The sequence below is a fragment of the Microscilla marina ATCC 23134 genome (genome assembly GCF_000169175.1).
Classification (GTDB): domain Bacteria; phylum Bacteroidota; class Bacteroidia; order Cytophagales; family Microscillaceae; genus Microscilla; species Microscilla marina.
Map to the genome: position 1 here is coordinate 1 of NZ_AAWS01000068.1, position 26,876 is coordinate 26,876.

At 44.9% G+C, this 26,876-nt stretch carries 27 protein-coding genes and 2 pseudogenes; 6 read left to right on the forward strand and 23 right to left on the reverse strand.

The annotated features are described in order from the left end of the window. The 14 genes and pseudogenes from M23134_RS40245 to M23134_RS33955 all read right to left on the reverse strand — a co-directional run. Positions 1 to 512: pseudogene (locus M23134_RS40245) on the reverse strand (fibronectin type III domain-containing protein); the annotation flags it as partial. Between the two features lie 280 nt (positions 513 to 792). Next, a complete protein-coding gene (locus tag M23134_RS33890) occupies positions 793 to 2,406 on the reverse strand; it encodes a helicase associated domain-containing protein (RefSeq protein ID WP_002704693.1) in 1,614 nt (537 codons plus the stop codon). Between the two features lie 178 nt (positions 2,407 to 2,584). Continuing rightward, entirely contained in the window at positions 2,585 to 7,243 is a 4,659-nt protein-coding gene (locus M23134_RS33895) for a T9SS type A sorting domain-containing protein (RefSeq protein ID WP_002704695.1), read from the reverse strand. A 100-nt stretch (positions 7,244 to 7,343) separates the two neighbouring features. Continuing rightward, complete coding sequence (locus M23134_RS39380; protein WP_002704698.1) at positions 7,344 to 8,819, reverse strand: IPT/TIG domain-containing protein; 1,476 nt, start codon at positions 8,817 to 8,819, stop codon at positions 7,344 to 7,346. A gap of 386 nt (positions 8,820 to 9,205) precedes the next feature. Continuing rightward, positions 9,206 to 10,267, reverse strand: coding sequence for a DNA cytosine methyltransferase (locus M23134_RS33910; RefSeq protein WP_002704700.1), 1,062 nt, complete (start codon positions 10,265 to 10,267; stop codon positions 9,206 to 9,208). Between the two features lie 98 nt (positions 10,268 to 10,365). After that, positions 10,366 to 10,962: a DUF6046 domain-containing protein gene (locus M23134_RS33915; RefSeq protein WP_002704702.1), complete on the reverse strand. Its 597-nt coding sequence runs from the start codon at positions 10,960 to 10,962 to the stop codon at positions 10,366 to 10,368. Between the two features lie 285 nt (positions 10,963 to 11,247). Continuing rightward, positions 11,248 to 11,433: a hypothetical protein gene (locus M23134_RS33920; RefSeq protein WP_002704704.1), complete on the reverse strand. Its 186-nt coding sequence runs from the start codon at positions 11,431 to 11,433 to the stop codon at positions 11,248 to 11,250. Between the two features lie 32 nt (positions 11,434 to 11,465). Then, positions 11,466 to 12,086: a hypothetical protein gene (locus tag M23134_RS33925; RefSeq protein ID WP_002704706.1), complete on the reverse strand. Its 621-nt coding sequence runs from the start codon at positions 12,084 to 12,086 to the stop codon at positions 11,466 to 11,468. A gap of 122 nt (positions 12,087 to 12,208) precedes the next feature. Continuing rightward, positions 12,209 to 12,637 (reverse strand): hypothetical protein, encoded by a 429-nt coding sequence (locus M23134_RS33930; protein WP_002694114.1) that lies wholly within the window; start codon positions 12,635 to 12,637, stop codon positions 12,209 to 12,211. Between the two features lie 75 nt (positions 12,638 to 12,712). Continuing rightward, the gene (locus M23134_RS33935; protein ID WP_002704709.1) at positions 12,713 to 13,927 is read right to left on the reverse strand and encodes a DUF2586 family protein; all 1,215 of its coding nucleotides are present in this window, start codon (positions 13,925 to 13,927) and stop codon (positions 12,713 to 12,715) included. Between the two features lie 228 nt (positions 13,928 to 14,155). After that, a complete protein-coding gene (locus M23134_RS33940; RefSeq protein WP_002704711.1) occupies positions 14,156 to 14,626 on the reverse strand; it encodes a hypothetical protein in 471 nt (156 codons plus the stop codon). Positions 14,627 to 14,783: 157 nt separating this feature from the next. Beyond that, positions 14,784 to 15,671: a hypothetical protein gene (locus M23134_RS33945; RefSeq protein ID WP_002704713.1), complete on the reverse strand. Its 888-nt coding sequence runs from the start codon at positions 15,669 to 15,671 to the stop codon at positions 14,784 to 14,786. A 231-nt stretch (positions 15,672 to 15,902) separates the two neighbouring features. Further along, entirely contained in the window at positions 15,903 to 17,180 is a 1,278-nt protein-coding gene (locus tag M23134_RS33950) for a Clp protease ClpP (RefSeq protein WP_002704714.1), read from the reverse strand. Between the two features lie 10 nt (positions 17,181 to 17,190). Next, complete coding sequence (locus M23134_RS33955) at positions 17,191 to 17,469, reverse strand: hypothetical protein (RefSeq protein WP_002694119.1); 279 nt, start codon at positions 17,467 to 17,469, stop codon at positions 17,191 to 17,193. A 522-nt stretch (positions 17,470 to 17,991) separates the two neighbouring features. Between M23134_RS33955 and M23134_RS33960 the strand changes: the two genes are divergently transcribed. From M23134_RS33960 to M23134_RS33965, 4 genes are all read left to right on the forward strand, one after another. Further along, complete coding sequence (locus M23134_RS33960) at positions 17,992 to 18,240, forward strand: hypothetical protein (RefSeq protein WP_002704715.1); 249 nt, start codon at positions 17,992 to 17,994, stop codon at positions 18,238 to 18,240. A 159-nt stretch (positions 18,241 to 18,399) separates the two neighbouring features. After that, positions 18,400 to 18,492 carry a hypothetical protein gene (locus M23134_RS42360; protein WP_232296861.1) on the forward strand — a complete coding sequence of 31 codons (93 nt, stop codon included), beginning with the start codon at positions 18,400 to 18,402 and terminating at the stop codon, positions 18,490 to 18,492. Then, on the forward strand, positions 18,476 to 18,631 hold the full coding sequence (locus M23134_RS42365; protein WP_002704716.1) for a hypothetical protein: 156 nt from the start codon (positions 18,476 to 18,478) through the stop codon (positions 18,629 to 18,631). Before M23134_RS42360 ends, M23134_RS42365 begins: the two co-directional genes overlap by 17 nt. 197 nt (positions 18,632 to 18,828) lie before the next feature. Further along, positions 18,829 to 19,260: a hypothetical protein gene (locus tag M23134_RS33965; RefSeq protein ID WP_002704717.1), complete on the forward strand. Its 432-nt coding sequence runs from the start codon at positions 18,829 to 18,831 to the stop codon at positions 19,258 to 19,260. 724 nt (positions 19,261 to 19,984) lie between these two features. Here the strand turns inward: M23134_RS33965 and M23134_RS33970 are convergent. Genes M23134_RS33970 through M23134_RS33980 form a run of 3 tightly spaced genes read right to left on the reverse strand, consistent with a single transcriptional unit; the run spans position 19,985 to position 21,593 of the window. Then, entirely contained in the window at positions 19,985 to 20,695 is a 711-nt protein-coding gene (locus M23134_RS33970) for a hypothetical protein (RefSeq protein ID WP_002704719.1), read from the reverse strand. A gap of 33 nt (positions 20,696 to 20,728) precedes the next feature. Then, positions 20,729 to 20,977 carry a hypothetical protein gene (locus M23134_RS33975; protein WP_002704720.1) on the reverse strand — a complete coding sequence of 83 codons (249 nt, stop codon included), beginning with the start codon at positions 20,975 to 20,977 and terminating at the stop codon, positions 20,729 to 20,731. Continuing rightward, entirely contained in the window at positions 20,970 to 21,593 is a 624-nt protein-coding gene (locus M23134_RS33980; protein WP_002704721.1) for a hypothetical protein, read from the reverse strand. Before M23134_RS33980 ends, M23134_RS33975 begins: the two co-directional genes overlap by 8 nt. A 184-nt stretch (positions 21,594 to 21,777) precedes the next feature. Between M23134_RS33980 and M23134_RS33985 the strand changes: the two genes are divergently transcribed. Further along, entirely contained in the window at positions 21,778 to 22,251 is a 474-nt protein-coding gene (locus M23134_RS33985) for a hypothetical protein (RefSeq protein WP_002704722.1), read from the forward strand. Further along, positions 22,248 to 22,406 (forward strand): DUF1660 family phage protein, encoded by a 159-nt coding sequence (locus M23134_RS41555; RefSeq protein WP_002704723.1) that lies wholly within the window; start codon positions 22,248 to 22,250, stop codon positions 22,404 to 22,406. Before M23134_RS33985 ends, M23134_RS41555 begins: the two co-directional genes overlap by 4 nt. A gap of 100 nt (positions 22,407 to 22,506) precedes the next feature. Here the strand turns inward: M23134_RS41555 and M23134_RS40255 are convergent. The 6 genes and pseudogenes from M23134_RS40255 to M23134_RS34010 all read right to left on the reverse strand — a co-directional run. Beyond that, positions 22,507 to 22,740, reverse strand: a pseudogene (locus M23134_RS40255) (energy transducer TonB); the annotation flags it as partial. A gap of 112 nt (positions 22,741 to 22,852) precedes the next feature. Next, the gene (locus M23134_RS33990; RefSeq protein WP_002704726.1) at positions 22,853 to 23,299 is read right to left on the reverse strand and encodes a WG repeat-containing protein; all 447 of its coding nucleotides are present in this window, start codon (positions 23,297 to 23,299) and stop codon (positions 22,853 to 22,855) included. Positions 23,300 to 23,502: 203 nt separating this feature from the next. After that, on the reverse strand, positions 23,503 to 23,691 hold the full coding sequence (locus M23134_RS33995; protein ID WP_002704727.1) for a hypothetical protein: 189 nt from the start codon (positions 23,689 to 23,691) through the stop codon (positions 23,503 to 23,505). Positions 23,692 to 23,982: 291 nt separating this feature from the next. Continuing rightward, complete coding sequence (locus M23134_RS34000) at positions 23,983 to 24,462, reverse strand: hypothetical protein (RefSeq protein ID WP_002704728.1); 480 nt, start codon at positions 24,460 to 24,462, stop codon at positions 23,983 to 23,985. A gap of 2 nt (positions 24,463 to 24,464) precedes the next feature. Continuing rightward, entirely contained in the window at positions 24,465 to 24,953 is a 489-nt protein-coding gene (locus tag M23134_RS39385; protein WP_002704729.1) for a phage virion morphogenesis protein, read from the reverse strand. Between the two features lie 56 nt (positions 24,954 to 25,009). Then, positions 25,010 to 26,863 (reverse strand): phage portal protein family protein, encoded by a 1,854-nt coding sequence (locus M23134_RS34010; protein ID WP_002704730.1) that lies wholly within the window; start codon positions 26,861 to 26,863, stop codon positions 25,010 to 25,012. Positions 26,864 to 26,876 lie beyond the last annotated feature (13 nt).

Genomic DNA, 26,876 nt, shown 5'->3' on the forward strand with positions numbered 1-26,876 from the left:
TGGCTGCAAAGCAAATACCCGCAGTGTTTCTCTGATAAAATATCTACATTGGACACCGACACGCTAGGGCGGTAACGATCTACAAATGAGAAGGTTAGCTTGTAGATACCATCAGGAATTCTTTTCGTCTTTAAATACTGCTGCCGAGAATACCCGTGAAAATCTAAGTTGCTTACATCGAAGTAATCCGACAAATCGGAGCCATTCATTGTTTGGCTAGGTCCCAAATCGAGCAAGGGCAAATAGTTAGCCCTGGTTTGGATGACAATTCCCCGCCCATCCATACTTTCCAATTTGATACGTAAATAACCCGCATAAGCGGTCACTCCATTTAATATAAGATGGAGAGTAAGGGCGCTAGAATAGCTATAGGAGTGTAAAAAGGGGCTATGAGGAGGACTGACTGTGGCGATTAACTTGACGCTATAGTTTCGTTGAGCAGTGGTGTGATCACTGGCTCCTAAAAGCAAAGCTCCCACAATTAGGAGGCACTTGAATAAATGGATGCGCATTACCTTGGTTTGGTTTAAGTAGTTGGTTTTGAGCTTTAGCCATTAGCTTTTTTGTTCCTGGCTTTTAGGCTCTGTCGAACTTTAACTGTTAGCCTTTTCTTTATCTTGGCTATTGACTGAAAGGCTATCGATTAGATATACCCATCTCAGTGGTGGTTTTGGACAGTTTTAACAAAAAACATTTTGAAAAATATGGAAAGGCAGGCATTACTTGTTCAAAGATAGTCATTTTAAGTAGGTTTACGCTCACAATTTGCCCTTGAAACTGTCGGGGTAAGGTTTAATTCGTTTTCTTAGTTTTTGGAAAATTCCAGACAAAACCAATGCTGTTAAGCAAGTTTATTCGACCTTCAGACAAGGTCCCCTTTTTGAAACGAGCCCTTTGGTAAGCTGCCCAGACGTTTAAACTGCCCAATATTGGATCTCTTTTAGGAATATTGAAATGCCCATGTTCAGCCCTAAATGCCTTCAATTGTTTAAACCTTACTTCCCACGCCTGTTCTAACACGGGGGGTTTTCCTTTATATGACCAAGCAAAATCAATATGGTCAAGCAACGCTTTCCGGTTTGGTTTGAGCTTTCCTTTTTTTAAGAGTGCTCTTTGAGTACCTACCCAATTTCTCAATACTGGTTTGTCTGTAGGTACTTGAAAATGCCCCTCTATACGCTTAAATTCCTTGAGCTCATTAAATCGTTTTGTCCAACGATTTTCCTCGTCTAATAATTTTGCCTCAACTCCATCATTTGGACTCACTCCAATCTCCTGAAGAAGATTTACTTTGTCTGAATCCAGCTTGTTTTTTCTAAGACGATGCCTTTGTGTCGTAGCCCAATCTGCGAGCTCTTTTAACTCCTCTGAACTATGAGGTACCCGAAAATGTCCATGTTCAGTATGAAAAGCCTTAAGTTTTTCCAGCATCTTTAGCCAACCTCTCTCGGTTTCTTTACTTTCCCAATCAAAACCAATGCTGTTGAGTAACTCTATATGTTGTTGGCTTGCCAGACCTTTTCTATAGTAATACCTTTGGGTAACTAACCAAGTACACAAGACAGAAAGTTCCTGATTAGTTCTGGGTACCCTAAAATGCCCATGTTCCGCATAAAAGGCTTTGAGTGCCTCAAACCTTTCAAGCCAACGTTTGTCTCTAACCACCGAAGCCCTGGCTTTGTCTTCCCGTGACCACTCAAAACCAAGCCCATCAAGAAGAACCTTGCGATGGGGCAAAATCTTCCCTCCTTTAAACCTCTCTCTCTGGGAAAGAACCCAATGTGCTAAAGTTTTAGTTTCCTTGATTTCTGAAGAAGGGTTACAATGCCCATGCTTGGTCTGAAATGCCTTTAGCTCAGCAAATCTATCATTCCATAAGTCATCATATACAGGCAAGCTTGACCATTTTTCTTTTAATGACCAGGAGAATCCGATGCTATCCAGTAATTCAATACGTTTTTTAGATAGCTTGCCCTGTTTACGGCGCCCGCGTTGTTTGCTCTCCCAACAACTTAGCTTTATCCCTTCTGGAGTTTGACGGCTTGCCGTAATATGCCCTGTTTTTTTAAAATAAGCCGACAGCTTGTCAAAAGTTGTCATCCAAACCCCCTCTTTTTTGGACAAATGACTGTATTTTGCTGAAATTACCTGCTTCTGCACTTGCCAGGTAAACCCCAACTTGTTCAACAACTCTTTTCGCCACGAAACCATTCTCATCTTATTGATTCGTTGAGCAGATACCCAATTTCCCAAGGCTTTGTTTTTCGCCCACCCAACGGGTACTCTACAGTCTCCGTATATTTTTTTGTAGGCCTTCAGCTCTAGGTAACGCACGTACCATTGCTCATCGCGCCAGTCCCAGCTATGGGGTTTGTCAAAAGGGTAAGTCCATTCTTTGTCTTCCATAAGACCTAAAATAAGCAATATTTTGGAAATGTTCAGGTTTTGATGGTTATTTTAACCGCTCATTTTAACTTCAAAAAAAGCCTGTAACCAAGGCTACAGGCTTTTCTTAAGCTATATTCAAGTAGTAGAATAGAATACCCATTACTTCCTCCTTGTCATTTCAAGTGGCATAGTCTCTCTACTCCACCACCACCTTCACCATTTTCTGGCTGGTAGGGGTTTGTATCCTCACCACATACACCCCCTGGGTCATTTCAGGAATGTGGAGCGACCAATGGTAATCGGTTTTTCCACTGCCTTTGATCGGTTGCGGGTAACGCCAACGGTTGCCCGACGAAATGTTGAAAATTTCTACCGACACCGGGGCGGTTTGCGCCAAAGAGACCCCAATGTTTATCTTGCCATTACTCACCGGGTTAGGTGATACCTGGGCGGTGATCTTTTGGCTTGCCTTGCCAGCCTGAGCAAAACGCTTCCCTTCGGGTTTCACTACCGTTACCTGGCGTTCGAACACGTCCTGGCAACCCCCCAACGAGGCATATAAACGCACGGTGTAAGTTCCTTCTTTGGGAACCAGTAAATTTTGTTTGGGATTGGTCACGGTGCTTTCTAACAAGAACACGTCTTGATCGAGCCCCTCAATGTCCCAAAATAGGGTGGTAGGTGCCGGGCGGCAAATCTCTATCAGCACTACTGTATCGCCTACGACTGCGTCGGAAGGCATTAGAAAATCAGCCTCGAAAGCGTTCGCCGAGTTTGCCAGCTTGTACTCACCGCTGCCACTGCAACCTGCGGTGGTGGTCACAGTCAGGAAATAGGTATCCGCCGTGTTTACGGTCACCTGGGGCTCGCTGCTGCTAAAGTTCCCACTCGCCGAAGTCCAGGCGTAGGTAGCAATGGTGTTGCCCGCCGGAATGGTTGGCTTTAAAGTCACACTTTGCCCGGCGCATACTGTGCTGCCTATCCCCAGGTCTACGCTGATTGGCAGGGGATTTTGAAGTACAAAACCTGCTTGCCGAGTACAACCCTGGGCATCAGTCACTACTACGGTGTAGGTGCCCGCACCAAGGTTGTCAAAAGAAGTGGCTCCCGCAGTCAGCCCTTGGTCCCAGACGATTTGGTAAGGTTCAGTACCTCCGCTGATGGCAATTGCCAGGCTCCCATTGGTTCCGTTGTGGCAGGTAGGATCCCCACTCGTCTGACGGGTAATGAGCAAAGATTCGGGACCGGGCACGAGCACCCGCTCGAAACGTATACAGCCCTTGGCGTCCTGGGTCTGGAAATCGTGGTAACCCTTCGTTAGGCCACTGAGCTTTAGGGTAGTCGCATCTTGCCAGGCAATCTGCCCAGTTTCACTGCTGTTTACCCAGTTCACAGTAATCGGAAACTCTCCAGCTACGCTAAAAGTAGCCACACCGTCTTTTGCCTCCGCACAACTCACCGGGGCAATGTTTTGGTTGGTAACCGTGGCGGCATCAGCGTTGGATAGCTGCACTACCTGGGTCACCGAACAACCCAAGGCATCGGTTACAATCATTTCGTAAGCGCCCCCTTCGGCATTCGTCAGGCTCGCCGAAGTGCTCCAGGTTTTTAAGGTCCCCAAGGTTGCTTCATATTTTTTCCAAGTGTAACTATAAGGCGTTGTCCCTCCGGTCGCTACCACCGTTGCGCTGCCGTTGGGCAAACCACAGGTAGCCGTGGTGATACTGGTAATGTTGGCTTCCAGCTGAGCGGGTTCAGTAATGGTAAAACTCAAGGTTTGCTGGCAACCCTTGTGATCAGTCGCCTCTATGGTATAACTCCCCGCTGCCAGACCCCGCAGGGCAATCTGACGGTTGCTAGTCCAGTGGAACCAGTCGGTTTCGGCGTAGGGTGCCCCATTGACTAAGATGGTATAAGGCTCGGTGCCCGCATCGTTGCCCCCTTTGGCCTCAAAAATATATTCCCCGTTGTAGCCTCCCTGACAACTGACGTGGGTAATTTGCTGCTGAGTCAGCGTAAGCGGCAATGGTTCTTTGATGGTGACAGTAGTACTGATCGTACAGTTTTCGCCGTCACGGGCGTACAGGGTATGGTCGCCTGCGGCAAAGCCACTGAAGGCCGCTGATGCCTGAAAGTTGGTGCCGTCTTTAGAATAGGTATAGCCACCCCAACCCCCGGCTACCGCCAGGCTCAAACGACCATCGTTGCCCCCGTGACAAGACACCGAATCTACTGTAAAAGAAGCGACCTCAAAGGCAAAAGCCACCGCAGGTTCGTCTATAGTGGTGGTCGTTTCGTACCAACCCCCGGTCACAAAATTGTGGCAACCTTTGCTGTCTTTCACCCGGAGCGCGTAAGCACCCGCCGGGCGGTTATCCAAAGTAGCCGTGCCTTCAGTCGCTCCCAAAGTAATTTCTCCAGTAATGGCAGTACCAGTTCCATCTACCCATTGAATCGTATAGGGCTTGACACCACCGTTAATGGTAGCAGCAATGCTTCCGTTGCTTTCGCCTTTACAGGTCACCCGCTCCGGAGTAAGTGCGGTAGTGAGCACGGCGGGTGCCTGTAGTTGAATGGGTAGGCTAATGTACTCGCAGGTTTTGCTGTCCACTATTCGAATGCTGTAGTTGACACTTCCCCCCTGGAAGTTTACTGGGCGCAAGCCTGTAAACAAAGCCGAAACGCCCGTTTGGGTGGCGATCTTCGAGCCGTTTTCGTTGAGTTCTATGCTGTAGTTGCCGTTGCCGCCCGCTACATTGTCTACCCTGATTTGTCCGTCTTCACCATCGGCACAAGTGACGTGGTAGGTAGCAAAACGGAGTACTGGGGTAATCGTTGCCGTCAAAGTTTCCGGGGCGGTGAGGGTCACACTGCCCAAGACCTTGGCGGGTTGGGGGCAATTGTTTTGGCTAATTTCTACGCTGTATGCCCCTTCCGCCAGTCCGGTGAATACCACCGAATCACCTACGGTGACCCCGGTAAGTGAGGTGGTGCCAAAGCCCATAAAAGTAGGAGCATTGACCACCACTCCGCCTTGTTTGAGCACCAAAGTATAAGCGGTATTGGGGGCTGTAGCGTTGCCTGTAGTTACTTTTACGCCCAGTCTTCCGTCGCTGCCGCCTTTACAGGAAATGGCGTGGGTGCTGCCCGTTTGTGGAATCCCCGCCAGGGTACCCGCTACAGGCACCAGGTTGGTCAGGGTTTGAGGAGTGGTAATGTCGTAGTTGCCTCCACTGCTACAAGAGTGCTTCAACTTAAAAGTATAGCTGCCCGCAGGTAAGCCTGTAAAAGTATACCCTCCCGAAGCATGGGTAATGCCGTTAGCGGTGGCGTGGGCGGTACTTGCCCCGTCTTTATAAGCTTCTATAGTGTAGGTGCCACTCGTATTGCCTTGGGTAAAACTCACTCCGATACTACCCGTGCCACCTTCGCAAATAATGGGTGCCGAAACTGCCGAAGTAGCCACCGTGGTGGGTGGATTGGACAAGGTAATGGCTCCAGGGTTGGGCAAAGTAACCAAAGTGTTGGCTCCACAACCCGATTCTCTAATTTCAAAATGGTAGCCTGCGGCATCCAGCCCCCCAAAGGTGTGGGGACCTGGTGACAAATTGGGGCGGGTTTCGGCGAGGGCACCATTGCGGTATTTTAAAATCGTATATTTATGAGCCGCAGATTGTGCCGCAGCTCCCCCACCTGCGGTGAGTACAATTTGTCCATCGGCTGCACCAATGCAACTGGGGTCACGTCTTTGGGCGGTTTGCTCAGTGAGGGTGACTGGAGAGGGGGATTTGATTTTGATAAGGTATTTTTCAAAACAATAGCGTTGCCCTCCAATCAAGTTTTCTATAGCTAGAGTATAGTCTCCATTATTTAGGTCAAATTTGTTGGCTGATGCATCATCAGGAAAAGTATGAGAAAGTTGGGTTGGAGAGATATTCATCACTGCTTCGGGCAATAGACTAAAAGCCTTATCAGGAGGCATCGTCTCATCCACTACATCATCATTAGCAAGACTATAATAATAATTGCCTACTACATTTTGATTAAAGGTCACATTAATTTTGCCGTTGCCCAAGCCTCCCACGCTACAAGTACTATGAGTGACGTTAATTGATCCTACTATCACCCCATTGATCCTCAGTGGAATTGTTTCAGTAGGTACCCAAGTAGGACTTTGGGTATTGGTATAAGCATCAGGAGCTGCTTGGGAAACATAAACAGGCAAAGCAGGCCCGACGGGAGCCACCAACTTACCATAACGAAAACCCCTTGCCCGATACAATATATTAGCAACTGTTGGCACATTAATGACCAAAGACGGTACAGTAGTATAAGCTGTCCCTCCACTGGTATGGGCAGCATCTACCCAAGTAGCTCCGCCATCGGTAGATTGTTGCCAGTGGTACTGGTCAATCCTATCATTGTCTCCCATCACTAAGTTCAAGGTAAAGCTACTCCCTGAACACACTGTGTTGTTATCAATCTTGGGCTCATGCATCAATTGAGGCGTCCACCTAAATGCAAATACCCGGTTGCTACACTCATTGGTATTGAGCGGTACTACAGTTTGATCATAAAGCACCCCCGCATCGTAATCGGAAAGGGTGGTTACTTCGGTGGCATACTCACACCCTCCGTCTTGCACCAAAGGGTCAGGGTAGAAATGCCCTTTTGAAATTCCAGGTAGTTTGTTTTCCCCATTAAAAAATATAATGTAAGATTCGGAAGCACCTATGCCAGAGGTAGTGACGGTAATATTGCCCGCAATTTGGGCTTGGGCAGTGAATTGAATGCCCGCCGAGAGTAAAAAAAAGGTGATAAAGTGCTTGAATGTCGTAATCGTTGTAAATTTCATGATGGATAGATTAAAATAGGTAATCTTTGTATCGTTTGATCAAAAAGAAAAAACAGAAGCCAGCGACAAATGCTGACTTCTTGCCCCTCAATATTTTTATTTATTTAGTGGGATCAAACTCCCATACCGAAGCTCTTAAGGTACCTCCTTCTCTAATATAAATTTTATCTCCTACGACAAAAGCTTCTGAATATAAAGGAGTGCCCACCCGGTTTGCTAAACCTTGTTTCTTCGCCCAGATATCAGTGGCTGGAGTATACTCCCAAAATATATAACCATCATCAGATGAAGAAGCAACGTAACCTTTACCATCCAACACCATTCCACCCAAAATTACCTTTCCAGGAAATTCCTTCAAGGAACTCCAAGTATCAGCTACAGCATTATACTTCCACACTTTCTCGTTAGCTTTTACCAAATAAGCCACATTATTCAGAACAAAAACAAAATCTGCTCCTGCCATGGGTAAGTTATTTTTCTTTGACCACACACCAGTATCTATTTCCCAAAGCTCACTTGCAGCAGGTCTAATCACATATCCTTTACCTCCCAAAGAAAAAGACCACTCTGATCCATTGGGACTATCCCCTGCAAAATCAGCAATTTTACTCCATTGATTAGTAGTAGAGTTGTACTGCCAAAAATCCTTTTTACCTTTTCCATCTACATCACCGCCTAAACCAACGAATGCAACACCATTAATTACAAAACTGATTGATAATGACCTCTTACCCCCAGAATAATTGGCTTTTTGTGTCCAAACATCATTGGTAGCATCGTATTCCCACAAATCATCCAAAGCCGTTGAAGATGCCGAACCAGACCTGCCCAAACCTATATAACCCTTGGTTCCGATGGTAAAACTTACTGCTTCAGTTCTTGCCACTCCCCCAAAATCCTTTTTCTGTGTCCACAAACCACCTAGGTAAGTAAAATCAGTGGTAGAAGCAGCCTCTAGCCCTTTGATCGTTGCGGTGATTTTATTGACGCCTTCGGTTACCCCAGCAGGGACCACTACTTTTATTTCAGTTTCAGCTACACTAATAATGCTAGTAGCGGCGGTAGTGCCAAATTTAATGCTTGTTTCAGCGGTGGTGGCGTTGAAGTTGGTTCCCTTGATGGTGATGGTATCGCCCTGCCCGGCTTCGGTGGGGGTAAACTCAGTAATGGTGGGGCTGTTGGTAGTGCTAAAGGTTTTATCTTCGCCGTAGACTGTTCCTTGGGCATCGGTGGCGTAGGCGCGCACGTGGTAGGTTTTGCCCGCAGTAAGCCCAGTCACGGCGTGTTCGAATGCCCCTGCTTCGGTTTTTGCTCCCAGCGAATGTTTGCCCGCCGAGTTGAGGTCAGGGCTGGCAGTTTCCCCCCAGACAAAACCGTGGTCGGTAATGCCTCCATCGCCTACGGTCGAAATGCTTCCTTTGAGGGTGACCGAGGTAAAATCTACAGAAGTAGGAATAAAAGTACTCAGGCTGGTCTGGGCAGGTTGTTGAGGGTCTTCCTCTTTTTTCTTACAACCAAGGGTGAACAAAAATAAAGCTGACAACAGCCAAGGTAATTGTTTTTGGATTAATCGCATGGAAATTGAATTTACAAATTCGGATTTAAGTAAGTGAAAAGCTTTCTTAATATTTATACCCAAATCATACCGTTGATTTGGATACTTTTTTAATGAAAAAAATAAATATAGAGGCAAATATCGCCATTAAAGGGATAGTTGGACAAGGATGAAGGTCTTTTGTGGAAGGGAAAAGGGTTAAGAATTCAAAAATAGCCAATCAAGACATAAAATTCAGGTCTTTTTGTGCCATAATATGTCAGGCGTAGGTTTTATTGATTTGTAAAGAAGAGAATAGCCTTATTTGGGGTTGTATGAGTGGTGTTGTCTTGAAAATTCACGATTTGCAAATTTATTCGCAAAATGCAAACACCCCATCAGCTACTCAGAGAGCTCATGGGGTATGTTTATAATGTGTTTTCCACCTCCTCAATCCCCCTAAAAATCTCCAACACCAGTGGCACCACTACCGGGTTTCCGTAGCCTTTGATCGACTCATTTCGGAGGCGAGGAAGGGTAATTCCGTCCACAGGGGCGGGAAACCCATCATCTCCGCCACAAACCGGGGATTGAGTTTGCCAATTGGGGCGGAACCTGTAGTCTTGCCTTGGGGCGGGGTAGGTATATCGCCATTTAGGTTGGCAACGGGCAGTAGCTTCATAGTCGCCATCCTGCCCAAGTTCAGGCTGTAGCTGTTCTTGCCATCTTTGCTCTGCCGTCTCCCATTGGGGGTAAGGGTACAGAGGCTGCCTGGTTCCTGGGTAGTGGGGGTAGGCAGCAGCGAATGAAACATGGCATAGTCTAGTATACTGTTGGGGCGTAGTTTGCCTGCCATTCGGCTTGTCATGGTTTTGGCTCCCATTGCTTTGAGGCGTGCTACTCTTTCGGGATGATCGCGTTGCACTACGGTGGGTGTAGGCCAAAAACCAGACCCGGTCTCTTCGGTGGGGCGCTTCAACGGCACAAGCCGGAATAACCATCGGTTGGACGCTATAACCGAGGGCTTCGAAGTCTTCACATATTCGGTGGATAACGGCTTCGGCTTCCATTGTTCGGTGTATTGTTTCGCCCTCAGCATTGGCCCCGCTTTCCAGGTGAGTAACACGCGGCTGGAGTACCATCGTGGCGATTCCAGCAACGTTTTCACCCAGCACCCAAGTGGGTCTGATCTCTCGTATAGCGCGGAGCATTTCCGGCCAGAGATAACGCTCGTCGTTAATTCCTTTGCGTTTTCCAGCCTGGCTGAATGGCTGGCAGGGAAATCCTCCGGTAAGGAGGTCGATTTGCCCGTAATAGGGACTGAAGTCGATTTGCCTGATGTCTTCATAATGGGTGCTGTCTGGCCAGTAATGGCGGAGAATGGTTTGGCAAAAGGGGTTGTTTTCGACGGTGAAAACATTAACCCAGCCCATCCTTTCGGCGGCTAAATCGAAGCCGCCCAGACCACTAAAGAGGCTGGCGTGTCTCATAAATAAAAATTGTGTTTATACTATTGGTTTTCAGTATATTACTAGCAGTTTATACGTACACCACAGCTACCAACTATTGACTGAACGCTGTGGACTATTTATCTTGAATCTTCGGGAAGCGGGCTGGTATCAGTAAACGCGTCCGCTTTATCTTGATTGAGCCTTAACTCCACTGCCTCGTCTGAAATACATTCCAGCGTGTAAGGCTTAAACTCAATGCCTCCTTCGGGGTCGCCAAAGCGCGCCGACAAGATGGCAAGCTCCCGAATGCCAAAGGCACCAAGTAGTTCATTGTTTACCTTGAGGCTGCTGCGTTTCCTGATAAGTTTCATCAACCTGCGTAGCTCATCCAGCGGAGCGCTGCCTGCTTGTTCGCTGACCAAAAAGCCCCGAATGGTGAGTTTAAAATTGTCCAGCCCCATATCCTCCAATACATTGGTTTCGGCGTTCACCATTTGATTGATCACAATAGATTTAGAGGTACTCACCTCAATGAGCGGCTCCAGGGGAAAAGCATAATCATCCAGCTTCAGCGGCATCATAATAGGCGTGCTCAACAAACTTTGTTTTTTGCCCTTACCCAAAAGCGCCAAAGGGGTATAGCTTTCTAATAGCTTGCTTGGTTTGGTGAGCCCTGGATACACAATAAATCGCCCGAAGGCTCTTTGGTATAATTGGTTTAAGTCGTAGGTCATTTAGTCGGGAGTTAGGAGTTGGTAGTCGGGAGTTTTTTATTATACGATTATTAAATTTGCAATAATGAGAGTAAGTGTTTCATACTCATTAATTTCTGTTACTTAAGATTTCAGAATATAGCAGTGAGCCATCGCACTACGTTCGATTCCTTAAGGATTGAGCATTTGAACAAACAGACGCGTGAGCCATCTGCGACGGGCTAAAGCTAATGAGAGCTTTGCTCCACTCCGCCGCACGGAGAAGCTCATGGCTAAGGACTTGAGGCTGTAACTGAAAACTCTCGTCTACTGACTATAGACTCCCGACTGACTCACATTCAATGCGGTTTGCTTGCGTTCTTCCTCTCTGATGTATTCCAACAGGGCAATCTGACGGGCAAACTCGTCGTCTGAAAGCGAATCTATCTCGGTGCTGCTCAGGGAAAAATAGTACCGCAAAAAGCCTTCGTGGATGGCTTCCCATTGTTCCATGTCCACTTTTTCGCCTTTGATGCGGTACTCGGCTACTTTTTTACCAGCTCTACTATTTTCCGGGTTTTAAGTTCCTGAATTGCAGCAAGTACGCCCATATAGGCAAAGTCGTCCTGGCGGAGCCCGTTCAGGTCGCCTTCCTGCCAAATCATTTCCAGCAAGTGCATTTCAGTGCCAAAAGGTTTGTTGGCGGTGTTGCGTTTTTCGGCTTGTTTGCGTTGCCTGCGGCTAGGTTTTGCCACCTTACCCACAAAGCCTTTGACTTTAAGTTCGTAGAGGTTTTCGTCTGCCAGGAAACGGGTTTCGGCATCGGGTATTTCTACCCAAGGCTCAAACTCATTCAGGGCAGCTTCATACAAATCTTCGTTCACAAGCCAGGCTTCATTGCCCGCCAGCCAACAGCTCTTAAAGAGTAAATCTTCAAAATCAATGGTGGTTTTGCCTTTTTTAAACTGGGCAATGGCCACCCGCATAATGGGTAAATCAGGTCGGCGCAGCCAAAGCCTGTGTCCTTCGCCATCATCGGCGGCAAGCACTTCTCCAAAGGTAACTTTCCACTGAGCTTCTTCTTCTTTGGAAGGTGGAGTGCTTCGGTACTTTTGTTCTCCGTGAGTAAAAAATTCGGGAGCAGTATTTTCTTTTATTTGTGTCATGTTTTAAAAAAAGATTGTTAAAAATTGCTGGTATTGTTCAATTGTTCGCAAAGCGACTCAGAGTGGCTTCGCCCAACCATAAAACCATTTAACAATAAGCGAAGCGCAACAATTGAACACTGCTACTGCCTGCTAATCTTCCCAATACTAATAGGCAGTTCAACTTCCATAAAGTCATCACCTTGCTCCATGGTAAGTTCATACTCAGTTACTTCTACATTATTCAGAATATGAGTGACTACCAGCCCATTCTCAGCATATACCAGGGTAATATCAAAAGGATCGAGGTCGGTCAGGTCAGCTCCACCGTTCTGGATGGCGGCTTTTTCTAAGGCAATCACTTCCCGAAACAACAGCTTGATGCTGCCCTCGTATTCTTTCTTTCCCTTGGCACGGGCAATCGGGTCTTTACCCCGCCCGTGGATGTTTGCCTTGCTTTTTGACACCTTGTATTTAAAGCCGCGAAAGCCGTCTACAATTCGCCCAAACAGGGTGATCGTTACATCTTCCCAGCCTATTTCAAAGGGGAGTTGTGAGGAGTTATTAGCCATTTTTTAAATCTTTAAATTGTTCATTGTAGTGGTGTTGTATTGCATGGCTTTGCCCAACCATCTAACCATACTTTTTTAACTTGGATTCACAAACCCCAAATCAATGGTGATTTTTTGCGCCATGCCCACGGGTTCAATGTCAATTTTCACCTTGAGCTCGGCAGTGGCAATCACGTCCTGGTCAGGGTCAATCAGCGGAGTGACCGAAGACACCTCTCCGTTGTTGGTCATTTGCAAGTCCAGGGCTTTTTTGATGTCCTGCTCAAACGCCTTCACCCTGGCCACAGGTAACTTGCCTTGCTCCAGCTGAAAATCGTCCAGGAGTTCCTGCACATACACATTGTAGGCAATGCGCGCCACCTTATCTGCCACCCTGCCCCGGCCAATGCTGTTGTAGTCGGTGATGAGCGCAATGGCCACCGGGTCGCCGTTGAGGTAATACCCGGCACGGTTGGCAAAAGCACGGGGGACAATGTAGCCGCGTTGGTGCAACAAGTTGAGGTTGCCCTGTCCATACTCTTCTACCGTTTTTTTAGGCGTAGCAGCCGTGACGATATACGCCTTTTGAATGCCTAAGTCGCCGTCTTTTACCCGCCCAATGTTGCGTTGCACAGGCACCCCGGCTACTTTGCCCAGTACCAAGCCCAGCCAACTGCCTTCGTAAGTATCGTCGTGCCAACCCAAACACACCGATACCCGGTTGGCGGTTTGAGTGCGTAAATTACTCACTGCCGAAGCATTGCCCTGAAAGTCGCGCCCTTCCAATATCACCTGCACAGGTTGGTGCAATGCCTGTTGAGTATTGATAAGTAGTTGGGCATTTGCCAAAGCCGCCAGGATATCAGGGTCTAACTCTTCGCTGGGGCTGGCGTTATACGCCGCATCGGGTACCCTGCCCACTCCCAATAGTTTGATGTTGCCTTGTTTTTGGTTGAGCAAATCAGGGGCATAGTTACCAGCGGTATCCAGCATTTCTGCCATCGTTACTGTTTTGGGGGCAAGCATCAAGTAGAGTTCAGCTCCTTCACCCGCCTGACGGTAAAAGTCTACACAATGGGCGTATACTTTCAGCGAATTGCTGGTGTCATATTCGGCAGTAATGCCTTTTTTCTGCACATCTTTGATCCCGAAAAAGGGACCAATGACTGTCCCCAAATCAAACCCTGCATCCCCTGAAAGGGGCACGGCAACGCCCGAAAGCAGCATGGCCGCCACCCCGTCGTTGCTAAAACCCGCCCCGCCGAGTTGCCCATCCAGGTAATTGACCGAAACGTCTGGTAAGTTGTTCATAGTTTTTTTAGTTGGTAGTTAGTAGTCGGGAGACCATAGTTAGTAATGTAGTATTATTAGATTTGCAAAAGTGATTAAGCTTCGGCCTGTGAACTTTATACCTATCTAAAATCAACGTGCTATAAAGTTGGTTACCTGCTTAAAAAACAGCCTCAAGCTAAAAGCTAATGGCTAAAAGCTTAAGGCTGTAGAAACTCCTGTCTACCAACTCCCAACTTTGGACTATTTCTACTTCTTTGCTTTCACTCCAGCCGTACCACTTTTGCGTACTGTAGTTGCCGCTTTTTTAGCCTCGGCTGCTTTTTCCTCTGCTTTTACCTGCTTTGTGAGGTTTGCCGAAATATCATCCTTATCTTCTACATTATCTTCCACTATGGGCTCACTCTCCACTACTTTTTTAGCAGTGGCTTTCGCCGAAGTTTTGCCTACCTTGGGGGTGGCTTCTTCTTCCTCTACATCTTCTATCACTCCAAAGGCTTGTTCCTGGCGACCTTCGGCATATTCGGGGTTTTGAAACCGAAAAATGCGGGTGTGGAACTTATGCGAGTGCTTGACCGCGAGGCTCTGACCGCCAGGGTCATCGGCAAAAATATTGGTGTCTGAGAGCACCAGTAGGGTTGCCTGATCACGGTAGCGCTGAAAGGCTTCGGGTAATATTGCCCGAAGCTCTTCTTTGTTGTATTGTTTGATTTGTGTCATGTTTAAATTGTTATGATTGTTAAAAAAATAATTGTTGGGATTGTTAGATTGTTAAATAGTTCGCAAGGCGCAGTAGAATGGCTTCGCCCAACCATAACATAGAGCCATAAAACCATTTAAAATGGAACAATGAGCCGTAGGCAACAACAATTGAGTTTTACCCCACGATCGCTCCAACTGCCCGGTTAGCTTTGGGCAACGCCACATAGTACATGCGGAAGCCCACTTCGTGTTGGCGCAAACGAGGGTTGTTTTCAGAGCGCTGCCAGTACATTTTTACCTCCCGGTCGCGTGCCTTAAACATCTCAGAATTTACAAAACCCACGCTGGCAATGCGGTCGGTGCCAGGGTTGTATAAGCTGCCAAAAGCTTTCTTGATGCCACTGTCGGCATAATAAGGCAAAGAGGTGTATTCGCCGATCATAAAGCCATACAAACGCAGGGGTTGCCCTTCTCTAATATTTGCGTATTGGTCACGAAAGCTTTCGTGGGTAGTAATCAAATCCTGGATGTGGGCAGGCGAAAGAATCAATTCCCTGCCTTGCTTGGGTACATTGTTATCATCCCAGCGTCGCTTGAGATGAGCCACATCGCCAGGCACCATGCGGTTACGGGTAATCCCATCTTCGCTCACGGCTTCGCCACTGGTCACAATCACCGGAGTGCGCGCGGTATTGCTCGCCGGAGCAAAAGCGTGAATGGCTTTGTCGCCCGTTGCCTCGCGCATTGATTCGGTGTGCTTGGTGGTGGTTTCGCCCATTTTATCAATCGAAATGGCGTACAAGGTATCGTCCGACACCGAGGTGTTTTCGGTGTCAAACTTGTCCAGGCTAATGGCCACATCCGAGTCTACATCGTTTACCGTAGCAATGGGGTAAGTACTGTTATTGATGAGCACCTTGGGGTCAGCCCCCAATTCGGTGAGGTGAATCACTTTGTTATTGACCAGATCGCTGCGATCCGGGATGCGATTCATAAATGAAGTATCCTTTCTGAACTTGCGAATTACCTCACCCGTCCAGATTTCCTTATGAACTCCTGCCATAAAATTTTGAATATTTAGTGTAAATGTTTTGAAATAATCGGAAGTCTGATAAAGCTCCTGACTCCCGACTACTGACTAAAAAACTATACTAGGATTAAAGTGATTTTAGGATTTATAGGATTAGCTGAAGCTGAGCTCAGCACAGCAAAGCTGTAGCTTCGGTTGATTAATGTTGGTATTCAGACAATTAGTCAAAGTCCATCCTCAAAACCATTTTTGTTTAAGTATAACTTAGAGCACTGGCTCAGTACCGTATTCCTTGCGGAACAGCTCTTTGTAAAGCACCGGGTTTTCGTTTTTGATCAGCATCAGTTTTTCCGGAAACTTGTTGGACAGTTCGCTAAAGCTTAACTCCTCAAAACCAGCACTTGCCCCGGCTTCGTTGCTGGTACCCATGGCCTTGATCTTACTGACCAGGTTGGGGTGGGTAGGCATATCGGCAAGCGTATCGCGCACCATGTCATAGTTGTCATAGGCGTGGTTAAGCCATTTTTCCTTTTTTACCGGAGCAATTTTCCCTTCTTTGATGGCATTCTCTACCAAGGCAATGGCTTCGTGTTTTTTCATTTCGGCTACCTCGTCGTGTAACCTTTTCTTTTCGTTTTCCAGGTTTTCGACATTGGTTTTGTAGCTTTCAATTTTGAGGTCAAGCGATTTAAGGCGTTTGATCTCGTTGCGAAGTCCTTCGACATGGCCAAGAATGCCGTCGCGTCCGGCATCGGTGGGTAGCCCACAGGCATTGAGCACAGCGGTCAGGTCGCCTTTATAGCCCAGCACCTCATTACGAAGTTGTTCTGCCTGTTCAGATGTTAAACTCATAGGGTGATTTGTATTTGTAGGTTCAGGTAAAAATTTTATGGGGTATTGATTGAAAATATCAAAGAGGCTTGCCACATCGTTTTCGGCAGCAGCCACTGATGTAGCCATGCTTTTCTTTCTGGGGTGTTCAAACACTTCATCCACAAAGCCTTGTCGTTTTGCCTCAGCTGCACTCAGCCAGGTCGTTTGGTTCATCATGGCTGATAGCGTATCCACCTTTTGTCCGGTGCGGGTAGCAAGCAAAGTGAGCAACATTTCTTTGACCTGCATCAAGGTTTCGTGTTGCCCTGCCTCGTTGGGGTTAGTGCTGTTTTTGCCCCCAATAAAAGGGTTGTGGAGCATCAATTTGGCAAAATTGCACATGCCTACTTTTTTGCCGCATACCGCAATCAGCCCCGCAATGCTCAGGGCAAGCCCGTCTACATAAGTATCAATGCGCACCCCAGGCGTACTTTGGTTGATGTTGAGAATTGCAGCGCAAATAGACAAGCCATCAGTAATTTTGCCGCCGGGCGAGTTGATGCGTACATTGAGGCGGCGGTACCTTCGGGCAAGCGAGTACAGTTCTTTTGCAAACCGTTGCTCGGAGATACCCTTACCTTCTTCATTTACCCCGATTTTGTCATAGAGTAAAATATGGGCAACCTCTCCTGCGGCGTTCCGAATGTCAAAATATTTGTATTCTTCCATGCAGTTTCGCCTAGCTCAGTGCCGTGGCCGTATCGGTGTCAATGTTGTATGTAATCGGTTTCCAGGGGGCATCCCCATCTTCCTGGGCGGCAAGCGCGGCAAACTGTGAAGTGCTCACCGCAGCGAGTTGCACTGCCCCACCTGTGGCATCGGTCACCGTGGCAAGCAGCCCCGGTGCGAGTGTGCGCACATCAGGATTGCTGCCCGTGGTGTTGGTCCCATTTTTCAAGTCCAGTATTTCGGCGCGACTGCCTGCCACGTGGCAATCGCCTGTGTATCTTAAAGCCATCAGTTTTCTTTGTTTGGTTTGGGCAGCTATTAAGCAAGGAATGAGCAGGGTAAAAAGAGGGGTTTTATGGGAGTGTAGGTTTGCTGGTATACGAGTGTAATAATAAGCTATTTTATAGATCGAGAGCAGCTAAAAACAACAAGCTGGCAGAGCGATTAACTCCATCAGCTTGTTGTTGGTTTTCAAATTTAAAGCCCCAGTAGCGTACATTGGCATTCTACCATTCTTCGTTGATTTTAACATCATATAAGCTGTCTTTGCCAAAATCACACTTACCATAATGCAATAGAATAGCAATGCTATAGGCAAATGATAACAAATGGTAAAAACAGTGGAGGTTTTTTGGGGTGAATCAGGATATATTGGGGTAGTTTGGTTTATTTGGAGAGCGTAATGTGCGTTTTGTAAGAAACCTTATTTGCTTCGCTGTCAGGTAATTAAGTCCTGGGTAGTGGAGGCATGTTTGTCGTACTTTGATTCAAAGTAAAACACAGTTGAACTATTACCAAATACAATAATAATATGAATAATAAAGATCAAATGAATGCCCAGGCAGCATTGTATACCCTGCTTACTGTACGCAGTGAAGAACTCTGCAAAGAACGGTTGCTTGCCGAAAGAGCCCTGGAACAGGCTAAAGATTCCCGGTCTTTGGTAGAGGTAGTTTTTTATGAAAAAGAGCTCGAAATTATTGATAGACTAGACGGAGAACTCAGCCTCTTGATGGAACAAACCGAGCAGCTTGCGGAGGCAAATCGTGAGGCAGGCTAAGCAAAAGAATGTCCCGTCAATTTTAGATGAAGTCAGTGGAGCACTCTTTTAGGTGGATTCAACCAAAAAAATAAAAGATAGAATTAATAAAACGAACGACTATTATTCATATACCTGCATAAGCCAGCAACGTCTTGCCCACCTAAAGGTCAAGACTGGATTAACTACTACGATCTCGACAAAGGAGAGTGGCGCAAACTATACATCGTCCGTTTAAACGAATTGAATATTTTATTTGAGCCCGGTAAATGAGGAGTTTGAATACCACACCCTGCGCTTCAAAAAACTGAGTTATGAGGCAGTGAAACAACAAGCCATTGTTTACTTCGACCAACATAAAATACTTACTACCCTGCACCTAAAAAAGGTATTACGTGAAGCAAGTTATTGAGCAACTAAGGATTCTACCAATGAACAGCCATGCTTAACTTATTATTCCCAAATAGGGAGTTTTTCTCTAAATGGTTATTTAACGCTTGTTCTTGTTAATTTAAATGATTAATAATCAATTGCTTAATCTCTTTGTTTGGTTTTTGCCAACTATCAAACTAAATACTTAATACAAAATTTCACGATTAATCATTAACAATGAGCACTACAACAAACACTAAAATTACCGATATTTATAGAAGCAACTACATCAGCGCTGATTTAATGGCTTCAGAAGGAATTTTCATTATTAAAAGCAAAGGACATTGTCCAAGAAAAGATTTCAAAGGTTTACTTCAGGAAGTTGGTCAACATGCCAAAAAATACCAAGTGGGTAAATGGTTTTTAGACTTACAAAATTTTTCAGCAAGCCCCGAAGACATTGATTGGGTGGTGGATGAATGGATTCCTAAAATTACCAAAACCATAGGCTGCAAACACTACATTGCCTTTACTTTTCCTGAAAACGTAATTTATCAATTTGGATTCTCACGCCGTTTGAATAAACTGTTCCCAAGTGGTTGCTTGCATATCATGCCTATTGCTGCCAAAGCTCATGCGGTGAAGTGGCTTCAGGAATGCGATCAATAGTGTAGTATATATTGCCTGATTTGTAGTGCAATCATATACAATCCAAGGGGCTCTTAACTTTTGACAAATAGTGTCAACGTTAGATAATTTGACACACATCTCCCAAGCGGGATTTTTTCTAACTTTTACCTTTAAAAAATAACAAATTGAATAATATTTAATTAGCTTTAACACTGATCGCTTATTTAATCGATAAACAGGCAGAATTTGTTGTTTTCGCCCTACCCTGAGGGTCATTGGACTCAGATGCGAGTCAATTCGAACAAGAAAGCTTCCAGGTAGCCATACTTTCAATACCTACCTCTACTTAGTCAGATGTTATTCCCCCGAAAGAACTCTCCCCAACACTACTACAGCACCTTGATCAGAAAGATAGTTTTACTTCAACAACAAAACAAAAGAAACTTTACCGTTGAAGCCACCTACTGCCCTTGGTATAGCCCTGATAAGATTGACATCAACCTAGAGAATTTAATGATTTCAATTTTTATGGTTTGTTTAAAGGATATTTTGTGATGTTTTATTCAATCCCTTGGCAACAGTTAATTTTAAAAAGTTTTTACTTGGTTGAAATGTTAAAAAAAACAGCAAAGATATTTTAAATTACCAAAAAGAAACATACCTTTGCAATGCATAGCTGGTTAAAGGATCTTGGAGGATAGGTAGATGCTAATCTACTTTCCTTCAAGTTTTTTTTACTTTAGAGAGGGACAACTGGTGGTGTTTACTCCTTCTCTACCACCTTCACTTTATACTTCCCCGCGAGTACATCGGTCAAAAAGACTTCAAACATATCTGCATTCCAACCTATTTTAAGTATTACTCCATCGCCATCACCACGGCTTACTATCTGAAAGTAAAGCAATCGAAGCTGAGATAAAAACACCTGGGCAGTGGCGGCGGCTGAGTTCGGGAAAACTGTGTTGAGCTTGCCTTGCACAGGTATTTTCGCTTTGGTTTCGTAATAAGCAAACAAAATGTCCAGCGATAGATCCAATGCTTCTATGATCTCCGGGTTTGCCTTTCCCCTGGCAGTGAGTTCTTCTTTGAGTTTGGCTGCCATAAAAGCAAAGAACTGTTCCAGGTCATAAGAGAGTGCCACCCCCACTTTATCTGCTGATTCCTTCAGAAATTGGATGCCACCTACGGCATATTTGCCCTCGATGAACACCGTTTTGGTGTCGCCCAAGGGCAATATTTGCCTGGTCTCTACACGGGCAAAAGTATCGGGTAGCACCTCCCGTAGTTTTTGGGTGAGCTTGTTTGCCACAAAACGAGGCAATACCATTTTTTCAGGGCTAAGTTTTTCATCCGGGGTTTTGCTTACCCGAATAATTTTGTGGCAACCTACTACCAGACAGGTTCCTACTATTAATACGCCCAATAGAAGCACTAGCCTTTTGTGTTTGGTTTTAATTTTTGTCTCAATGTTCATAGTATTTGTTTAAATTATAATTGATATGAAGTGTTATTCGTTGGTAGAGTTCATTCTTCTTGTAAAGAAATAGGTAGCAAGCATGGTCATCAAGGTGTTGATGGTTCCTACAATGCCTCCAATAGTGGGGTTATCTTTAGCGTTGAGTGAAGCAGGGTTGACTATGACCGTGATGGTGATGGCACAAAATGACACAATGATGGCGCACCCTACGAGAAAGGGTAAGAAGCTGAAGAACTTATCGCCTATAGCACGAGTAGTTTTTTTTATAAGGTTAGTCATTGGTGTAACTTTTATACTTCAAACCTTTAAACTTGCCATTAGCAGCATTGAATAGCGGAATAGCATTGTTTTTATAAATCTCAATAAAATCTGCCACAATACTCAATGCATTGTATGCCCTGAGTTTTTTATGTTTTTTTGTAGCTGAAGATAGTTCGTTGCTGATAGTTTTGACTGCCATAAGGGCAGTGCCTGAAACAATCAGGTCATAATAAGCAACTAGCCTGAGGTCAATGCCACTATGTTTTACCTTGTAATGATACCGTTCAAAGAACAACCTACGCAAGTGGTTATAAAACTTTAAAAACTCAGCATTGCTTTTGTCTTCCAGTTCCTCACCAAAAGGAATAACATTGTTTATAATGGTCTCGGTAAGAGCGCTAAATAAACACTCTGTGTAGACCTTAATGACTTGCTTATAAAACTCATTTGCTGCTTTGCGTTGCTGTACATACATGTCTATATCAAACAAGAGCTGAATGACTGGATGCTCGGTGAGATTGATTTGTTTTACCTTACGCTTATCTCTCCATTGGATAAACTTCTTTCTAAAAAAATCACCTGCCACGAATGTACTGATGATAACAGATACTCCATACTTGGCAATAAGCTCCATAGCGCCAACCTCTTTTGTTTTAATAAATGAACAAATCAAAAATGTAGTATTACCTCCTAGTTTGGCAAACTGTGTATATCAAATGGTGATATTATGAGCATAGGTAGGTACTATGTTAGCATTCAATGTTTTTTTGTAAATTAGAGGTAGAAACACAAAATACTATGAACAAATAATGAATAAGATGATAAAAGTGGATCAAGTAACACTTACAGAGTTAGAGCGGGTTATTGAAAGAGTTAACGACTCTCTTACTGAAACCCCTACTGAGCGAAGGCAAAACGACTTATTGCGTAATTTCAAATACTTGCAGCGGATTAGGTATGGTTCTATGGCAATCATGAGTCAGGTATTAGCTTATAAGTATTATTACCGCCCTCGTTCAGTACACACTATAATTAATAGAGGACTTGATAAAATAGCTAATCCTGCATTTGTAGAGACAAAAATAAGTGTCAGTGAGCTTTTTACTATTAGGGAACACATAAAGTCATCGCCTTACTGGATGGATGGTAAGCGGCGTCATCAAGATGTTCAGGCTGCTTTTATAAAGTGGCAAAGCTTAGGAGAAGTTAGCTTTGTATGTAGCTTGCTAGGTTACATATATTACCTGCGCCCAAATACCGTAAGGTTGATTTTAAAGAGTAGCCAATTATGAAAAAAACAATGCATAATCCTGCCCCCATCAAAATCCCACTTGCCTGCAAAATATGGGGGCACAAATGGCAAGGCGACAGCCTCAAAAGGCGTTGTACCCGCTGTGGCAAAACCCAGGTATCGAGGTATTCGGTGGAGGGGTGGGTAGATGTTTGAGGATTTTGGCAACTACATAAAGAAGCGCTTCAATAGACACTGAAACGCTTCTTTATTCAATGGGCTAATAAACTTGTAAGGTCTGGATACTTAAAGTTGCTTAATTACCTGTAATTTTAAAGTTAATGGGAATCATTTTTCTTGTCCTCGCTGTTACTCCTCTTTGCCTGGCAGGAATCCACTTAGGTCCTTCCTTGATTAAACGAATGGCTTCTTTGTCACACCCTGAGCCAATGCCTTTAAAAACTTGAAAGTTAGACAAACTACCGTCTTTCTCTACATAAAACTGTATGTAAACACGTCCTTCTACTCCCAGTCTACGAGCTTCGTCAGGATAGCGTAGATTTTTCTTAAGATAATCATATAAAGTATTTTTTGAATCTTATTTTGGGCTTTGCTATATGATCACTAATAAGAATAGCTGTTGATACTTCTTTGGTGTCATTTCATGAAGTGTCTATCATAAATAATCTACGGTTTAGCCACACGTTTGCTTTACCATCTTTAAAGTTCGATGCATTACTGTATTTGAAGGGTAAAACCGTTTTTCCTTGTGAATTGATATAACCATAAAGCTCTGATTTTTTTGCTAAAATCAATTGACTATCAGGGTTAGGGACTGATATCATTTGATATGTAAAACCTGTAATGCCGTTACCATCAGTAGTATATAATGCATATTTCTTGTCTTTTATAACAATCAATCTTTTACTGTTTTTCAGAGAGGCTACTCTGATATAGTCATATTTGGCAGGTATTTTTACTTTACCATTTTTATCTTTATACCCCCACTTGCCCTGTGCATTTTGAAACGTTGTAGCCTTTTGAGCTAAAGAGGTGTGATCAAGGGTACATAAAAAACAAAGTAAAATAATAAAAAAATGTGTTCTCATTGTTTGATAGTTTTGGTGAATACTGCTTACACTAGTCAGAAACTTATTTTAACTATAAATATTTATTGGAATCGGACAAAATCAAATGAATTCTATCTTTAACTTTATTTGCTATTGTACTCTGACCTTTGTTGTTTTTTGTTGGGTTTTTATGCCAGAGGTGGTTAATAGGCAGTTATAACCACCCCTTTATTATACATTTCCTATTCTTGTTTTTTTGTAAGAATGATCTTTTCAGCAGAAAAAGGCTTGGAATATAGATTATCTATCCCATCAATCGTCAATGCTACTGGCAAATACCAACCTGAAAATACCCACAGAGGTGCGCTTTTGTAGTGCTTGGCTCTGTTAAATATCTTTTTGAAATTTTCTGGCAGGGATTGCTCACTCATTTCAAATTCACAGGAGGTGCAGCGGGTAGCAGCCTTCTTTTTCTCAGAGGAAAAATTAAGAAAAGAAGACCTGCAAAGGTAAAAAAAGTAGTCATCAGGGTTGTACCCTCTTCTCCGCAATTAGGGCACTGTTCAGGTATATCATAAGTATCAAATTGAGCCTATCAAGGAATTCTTCATAGTTTCTAATAATTATATACCGTTTTTTGCTATGTTCAATGGATAATTATTATCCATATATTCTAAAAATAGTTTTTAACCAACAGACAACTGCCTAATAATCTTGCACTACTATCTTAAATTGAAACCTAGATTAACTCCACCAATCTTCTCCCTTTCCACCTGCGCCCCATAATCCTTGTAACTCATTTCATAGCTTTGCTCCACCCTGTACAAATAGCCGTTGCCATTCACGGTGCGCCTGCTTGTTTGGGTAAGCGTACCAAACTTACCCGATTGCCAACCGTGGAGCTGGGCGGTGATGACTTGGGAGAGCAACAGTATACCTTTGCCTGTGGTAACCTTGGTCCCGGTGGTAGTGGGACGGTAGTCTTTGCAACCAAGGTGCAGGGTAAAACTAGACTTGACCAGTAGCACCTTGTCCCCCAGTGGGCTGGTGTCTTCGCGGGTGATTTCCAGGTAGGCGGCAGGCAAAGGGTAAGGAAATTTTTCGCTGGTATTATCAAATTGTCCTTCCCACAAGTTAAAATGGCGGATGCCTACTTCAGGAGATTTTAGCCGAGCTTCCAGTGCGTTGTATAAATTGATCATTTCTACTTAAATACTTTGTCTAACTCTACACTTACAAAATCTTCAATGGCTGCCCAAAGTTCCGGAGGGAGTGGTTCTTTACCTGGAATGGGCATAAATTGTCGTTGGGGCAGGTGGGCGTGCCTACGGTGGCTACGTACCCTTACCGAGCCGTTACGCCCCCTCCGGGTATAGGTGCGAACGGTCGCAGCGCCTTTAGCCCCTTCATTGTGGAGCTGGGCAAGGTGAACGTTGCCACTTGCTGCCTGCCGATCGCTGCCCACCCTAATTACTCGCCAATTGGCTTCTCTTACTTTAAAAGAAGCTTTGAGTTTGCCAGTATCATTAAGTAAAGGTTTGCGGTTGTTGGGGTTTTGGCGGGGTTGCCAGGCGCTGCCCCGGTACGACTCACTGGCAAAATTGCCTTGAACATAGCGCAGCATTAGCCGTCCTATCCCCTGGGGCACCCCACGCATCACTTTTCTAAACTTTCGCTCGTTGATCATCAGCATTTAGATTCTATGGTTTTATGGTTCAATGGTTTTATGGCGTTAGCGCAAAGCGTCGTTTAGAGTTTGATGAGTGTCTTGTTACCCCTACCATCACTGTATATCGCTTCGCTTAGAGATAGCTTGATTGGTTGCTCAAGTTGAGTCAAAGTATATTTCTTTGCTGTTCCCTTTTTAATAAAAGCAATGGTGGCGTGGGGCTGGTAGGTTTCATACTGCAAAGTATGTTTGAGCTCCGCCTTTAATGCTTCGTGGAGTGCTACCAAGGCAGGGCTTGTCACCTCAAACTTAAGTACTTCATAGTCCTTGTCCTTTTGCTCAAACACCGAAATCGCGGTGAGTTGTACCTCAAGCGCTTTTTGGGTAGCAGCAGAAAGCAACGCTTCAAGTTTTTTTGAGGCATTGGGCAAGGCGTGTAGCCCATACAAGGCAGTGATGTGAGGCGTGTCTTCATAGCCGTAGACTCCAGCCTTGGGGCAGATGTATAAGTCGTGTACTTCGATGTCTGGCAGTAGGCTTGCCCATAGCTTTTTATCTCTAATGGGCAGGGTCACCGATCCATACTTAAAAAAGTCCTGGTTTTTGGCAACTTCGACATTAGTATCAAGATTACTCGTACTATCCACTTGATTGCCTGTTTCCTGATTAGCTTCAGAATCCGTGGCAGTGTTAGTGTTTGTATCATTCTCAGCATTCTTTTTTACTACTGCCTTCATATTTTGGTCTACTGGCAAGGTTGCCTTCTTTTTTACCTTGATTCCCGTAGCTTTTTCAAACTCGGCAGTGCTTACCTCAAAATGGCTCAGGGCAAGCTCCAGGGCTTTCTCAGAGATACTTTTCTTTTGGCGCTGGAGCTCGCGTAGGTAAGTATCCAGAAAAATAAACGAATGCCCGGTAAACGGGTAATTGAAGTCCAGCAGGCGGGGAAAGAGTTCTTCATTCACTACCGACTCTACCCTTGCCATATCGTATTCTCTGATTTCTTCGCTGGGCGTTTTGGCAATGCTGTCTTTATTCATGTAGGTTTGGGCACCGCCATCGGTATCATTGCTTAACTTGACGTGCCCCTGAATGATTTTGAGCAGCTTCTTGCTTGCCTTCTCATCCATTTTGTCAAAGGTATCAACGGTACCACCCCCTCCGGAGGGAAAAGCAACCTCTACCTTTTCTTCAATATCAAACACTCCATTGAGCTCTTCTTCTACATTCAGTAAGGCATCCAATACTTCACGGCGTTCTTCCCCTTCCTTGTCGGTATGCACTATTTTGTAAGGCTTGCCATAATCCCGATTAAATTCAGCGTGCTTTACCAAGGCATCTCTGCTGAGAATGGCATAAGGAGCCGCGTACAACAGCAAGCCCAGAGGAAAGCGTTTGCTATGGCAGAAGATGTACCAACGCTTCAGATAATCGGCGCTAAAATCAATGCCTTCCTGATAGGCAGAGAAAGGGTAAGGCAGTACCAGCTTCCGAGAAGGAATAATGTTGCGTCGCTCAACGGTGTTGATTTCTTTGATTGAATAGTTATCATGTAAATCTTGCCCTATCTCAATCAGCGAGTAACCAAAAAACTCTGCATCGAGCACCGCATTGATGAAATCATCGAACCAACTGCCTCTTAATTTTTTGGTGGCAACCTCCTGATAATTACCGTCAGGGTCAAGCACCAGAAAAGGCTCACCCAGTACTTTGTTTTTGCGGTTGTTGATGGCGGTGATTACTTCGGCATCGATGCACACCATATCATAGACTTCCATCAAAGGATAGGTGCGGGGCATTACTGGGCTTTCGGCAATGCGCCAGGCTTGCATCCAGTCGGCAATGGTTACCCGGTCCCTGCCGTATTGAAACACTGAGGCAAAAGCGCTCAGGTGATGAGCAGCAGTAGCTCGTTTTTTTGTTTTTTTAGACATTTGGCAATCATTT

Coding starts and splice junctions, on each gene's coding strand:
- M23134_RS33890 (WP_002704693.1), bottom strand. CDS start 2,406: ATGGAAGACAAAGAATGGACTTACCCTTTTGACAAACCCCATAGCTGG.
- M23134_RS33895 (WP_002704695.1), bottom strand. CDS start 7,243: ATGAAATTTACAACGATTACGACATTCAAGCACTTTATCACCTTTTTT.
- M23134_RS39380 (WP_002704698.1), bottom strand. CDS start 8,819: ATGCGATTAATCCAAAAACAATTACCTTGGCTGTTGTCAGCTTTATTT.
- M23134_RS33910 (WP_002704700.1), bottom strand. CDS start 10,267: ATGAGACACGCCAGCCTCTTTAGTGGTCTGGGCGGCTTCGATTTAGCC.
- M23134_RS33915 (WP_002704702.1), bottom strand. CDS start 10,962: ATGACCTACGACTTAAACCAATTATACCAAAGAGCCTTCGGGCGATTT.
- M23134_RS33920 (WP_002704704.1), bottom strand. CDS start 11,433: ATGGAACAATGGGAAGCCATCCACGAAGGCTTTTTGCGGTACTATTTT.
- M23134_RS33925 (WP_002704706.1), bottom strand. CDS start 12,086: ATGACACAAATAAAAGAAAATACTGCTCCCGAATTTTTTACTCACGGA.
- M23134_RS33930 (WP_002694114.1), bottom strand. CDS start 12,637: ATGGCTAATAACTCCTCACAACTCCCCTTTGAAATAGGCTGGGAAGAT.
- M23134_RS33935 (WP_002704709.1), bottom strand. CDS start 13,927: ATGAACAACTTACCAGACGTTTCGGTCAATTACCTGGATGGGCAACTC.
- M23134_RS33940 (WP_002704711.1), bottom strand. CDS start 14,626: ATGACACAAATCAAACAATACAACAAAGAAGAGCTTCGGGCAATATTA.
- M23134_RS33945 (WP_002704713.1), bottom strand. CDS start 15,671: ATGGCAGGAGTTCATAAGGAAATCTGGACGGGTGAGGTAATTCGCAAG.
- M23134_RS33950 (WP_002704714.1), bottom strand. CDS start 17,180: ATGGAAGAATACAAATATTTTGACATTCGGAACGCCGCAGGAGAGGTT.
- M23134_RS33955 (WP_002694119.1), bottom strand. CDS start 17,469: ATGGCTTTAAGATACACAGGCGATTGCCACGTGGCAGGCAGTCGCGCC.
- M23134_RS33960 (WP_002704715.1), top strand. CDS start 17,992: ATGAATAATAAAGATCAAATGAATGCCCAGGCAGCATTGTATACCCTG.
- M23134_RS33965 (WP_002704717.1), top strand. CDS start 18,829: ATGAGCACTACAACAAACACTAAAATTACCGATATTTATAGAAGCAAC.
- M23134_RS33970 (WP_002704719.1), bottom strand. CDS start 20,695: ATGAACATTGAGACAAAAATTAAAACCAAACACAAAAGGCTAGTGCTT.
- M23134_RS33975 (WP_002704720.1), bottom strand. CDS start 20,977: ATGACTAACCTTATAAAAAAAACTACTCGTGCTATAGGCGATAAGTTC.
- M23134_RS33980 (WP_002704721.1), bottom strand. CDS start 21,593: ATGGAGCTTATTGCCAAGTATGGAGTATCTGTTATCATCAGTACATTC.
- M23134_RS33985 (WP_002704722.1), top strand. CDS start 21,778: ATGATAAAAGTGGATCAAGTAACACTTACAGAGTTAGAGCGGGTTATT.
- M23134_RS41555 (WP_002704723.1), top strand. CDS start 22,248: ATGAAAAAAACAATGCATAATCCTGCCCCCATCAAAATCCCACTTGCC.
- M23134_RS33990 (WP_002704726.1), bottom strand. CDS start 23,299: ATGAGAACACATTTTTTTATTATTTTACTTTGTTTTTTATGTACCCTT.
- M23134_RS33995 (WP_002704727.1), bottom strand. CDS start 23,691: ATGAGTGAGCAATCCCTGCCAGAAAATTTCAAAAAGATATTTAACAGA.
- M23134_RS34000 (WP_002704728.1), bottom strand. CDS start 24,462: ATGATCAATTTATACAACGCACTGGAAGCTCGGCTAAAATCTCCTGAA.
- M23134_RS39385 (WP_002704729.1), bottom strand. CDS start 24,953: ATGCTGATGATCAACGAGCGAAAGTTTAGAAAAGTGATGCGTGGGGTG.
- M23134_RS34010 (WP_002704730.1), bottom strand. CDS start 26,863: ATGTCTAAAAAAACAAAAAAACGAGCTACTGCTGCTCATCACCTGAGC.